The sequence below is a fragment of the Actinosynnema sp. genome, assembly GCF_052038725.1.
Genome location: NZ_JBQGCX010001510.1, coordinates 1 through 2371, shown reverse-complemented (window position 1 = coordinate 2371; position 2371 = coordinate 1). Strand labels below are relative to the sequence as shown.

The following is a 2371-nucleotide window of genomic DNA, read 5'->3' as shown; positions in this document are numbered from 1 at the left end:
CCGTCCGAGCCGATCGCCTCGTGGACCATGAGCCACTGGTCCTTGCCTGCGATCTTGTAGATGTTGGCCGCCTCGAACAGCCGGTTGCGGTTGCTGTCCTGCATGGCGATCACCGTGTTGGTGAAGCCGTTGGGGAACTGGGCGAGGCTGGTCTCCGAGCGGTACAGGTGGCCGTTGTCGTCCGAGGAGAACAGGTGGCACTTGGCCGTGTCGCAGACGGTCCAGAAGTCGACCCAGTAGCCGTTGCCGATGTTGTCCCGGATGATCTGCGGCATCCCGTTCGCGTAGAAGTTCCTCGGCGCGGACCAGGACGCGGGGTTCTCGATGTCGGCGGTCGTCGAGTACGAGGCGTTGGAACCGGTCTGGTACACCAGGTACCACAGGCGTTGCGGGGCGAAGTAGAACACCTGCGGCGCGGCCCGGTAGCCCGTGCCGATCCCGGAGCGGTCCAGGTAGTAGTGCGGGGCGGACGCGGCCTGGGACCAGTCGGTGAAGCTGGTGTGCACGAGGTTGTAGCCGTTGGTGTAGACCGAGGCGAACACGTGGTAGCGGCCGTTGTGGCGCACCACGCTGGGGTCCTTGACGGAGACCGTGGCGTGCGAGGAGTCGGGCTTGGGTCCGATCAGCGCGCCGCTGGAGGACCACCGGAAGCTGCTCGGCAGCGAGCCGCCCGGTTGCTGCGGGGTCGTGGTGGTGGGCGGCGTGGTGGTCGGGGGCGTGCTGGTCGTGGGCCCGACTCCTCCCGTGCACGTGGTTCCGTTGAGGCTGAACGAGGTCGGGTCGGGGTTCGACCCGGTGGAGGTCGCGTTGAACCCGAACTCGACGCGGCCCCCGGTGGGGATGGCGGCGTTGTAGGAGGCGTTGCGGGCGCTCACCTGGCCGCCGGACTGGGACACCTCGGCGTTCCAGGCCTGCGCGACCTGCTGGCCCGAGCCGTAGGTCCAGGTGAGCGTCCAGCCGTCGACGGCGTCACCGAGGTTGGTGATGGCGACGCTCGCGGTGAAACCGCCCTGCCACTGGGAGGTCGCCGCGTAGGCGATCGAGCACCCTGGCGCCGCGGCGGCCTGCGGTGAGAGGGCGGCGAGCGCGGTCACCATGGCGATCGAGGTGGTGGCCATGGCGCCGATCCGGGCCCGGCGCGGGGTGAACAGCCTTGCGAGGAGCATGGTCGCCCTTCGTCGTCGTCGACGGGTGGTCGGCGTGGCCGACCGGCAGCGGCGGGGAGCGGGCTGGTACCCCCACTTCCTGCAATCTAGCCAGGTGGTCCGGGGTGGTCAAAGCTAAAAAGGGCGGGCGCGGTTTAGCCTCCAGCGCAAAGGTTTCGCGCGCTCTTTCGGCCTGGCGCGGGTCAGAGGCGCACGCGGACGACGGTGAACGGGAGGTTCGGCTCGGCGATCTGGTACTGGAAGTTGACCACCAGCAGGTCGTCGCCGTCGAAGGCCGCGGTGGACGGGACGTCCATGCCACGGCCGTTGATCCGCCGCAGCACCGTGGCGCGCGAGTGGTCCTCGCTCAGCCGCAGGACGCTGATCTCGCCCTCCGGGTGGAACAGGCTGGTGACGCTGTAGAGGCGGTCGCCGCGCAGGAGCAGCCCGTCCGAGCCGATGTCGCCCACGCCGCCGAGGTCGATCGGGGTGATGGCTCCGGTGCTGGTGCTGATGCGGTGGAACGCACGGGAGTTGGTGTCGGCGAGCAGCACGTGGCGGCCGTCCCTGGTGACCACGAGTCCGTTGCCGTTGATGCCCTCCTCGTAGCGCACCGGGGAGTCGGTGAGGTCCACGAACGTCCTCAGTGGCTGCTCGACCTCGGGGCTCGCCAGCTCGGCGGCGGTGATCCGGTAGAGGACGGGGCGCAGCGAGTCGCTGACGTAGGCGTCGCCGTTCGGGGCGATGGCGACGTCGTTGACCAGGCCGTCGCGGGCCCCGGAGTCGAACACGTGCAGGAGCGCGCCGGTGCGGGTGCTGTGGACGAAGACCTTGCCGGTGGCGCCGCCCGCGATGACCAGCCAGCCACGGGTGATCTTCATGCCGACGGCGGTGGTGCGGCCGTGCTGACCGGCGGGCAGGAAGGGCTCCAGGGCGGGGCGGTCGACGTGGCCGCGCCAGATCGTGCCGTCGGTCGTGCCGCCGACGTAGAAGTGCGGCGTGCCCGGCTCGCGGACGAGGCCCTCCGGGTGAGCGCGGTCGCCGGGGACGACGTAGCGGGTGACGGGGTGGTGCGCGGCGGCGGGTGGTGCGGGGGCGAGCGCGGTGAGGAGCAGGGTCGCGGCGAGGAGGGCGCGGGTGGTGGTCACGGGAGGGCTCCAGGGGGTGGGAGGGGTGTCTGGTGCCAGCCAAGCGCCTCGCGGCGCGGGGTGGCAGTGGGCGCTTGT

Annotated in this window: 2 protein-coding genes; both read right to left on the bottom strand. The window is 70.7% G+C overall.

The window, feature by feature from the left end; all coding sequences use genetic code 11:
- Positions 1-1166 (bottom strand): non-reducing end alpha-L-arabinofuranosidase family hydrolase (locus tag ACTUAL_RS31820; protein WP_440902816.1); only part of this gene is annotated, 1166 nt, incomplete at its 3' end.
- Between the two features lie 182 nt (positions 1167-1348).
- The gene (locus ACTUAL_RS31815) at positions 1349-2293 is read right to left on the bottom strand and encodes an SMP-30/gluconolactonase/LRE family protein (protein WP_440902815.1); all 945 of its coding nucleotides are present in this window, start codon (positions 2291-2293) and stop codon (positions 1349-1351) included.
- Positions 2294-2371 lie beyond the last annotated feature (78 nt).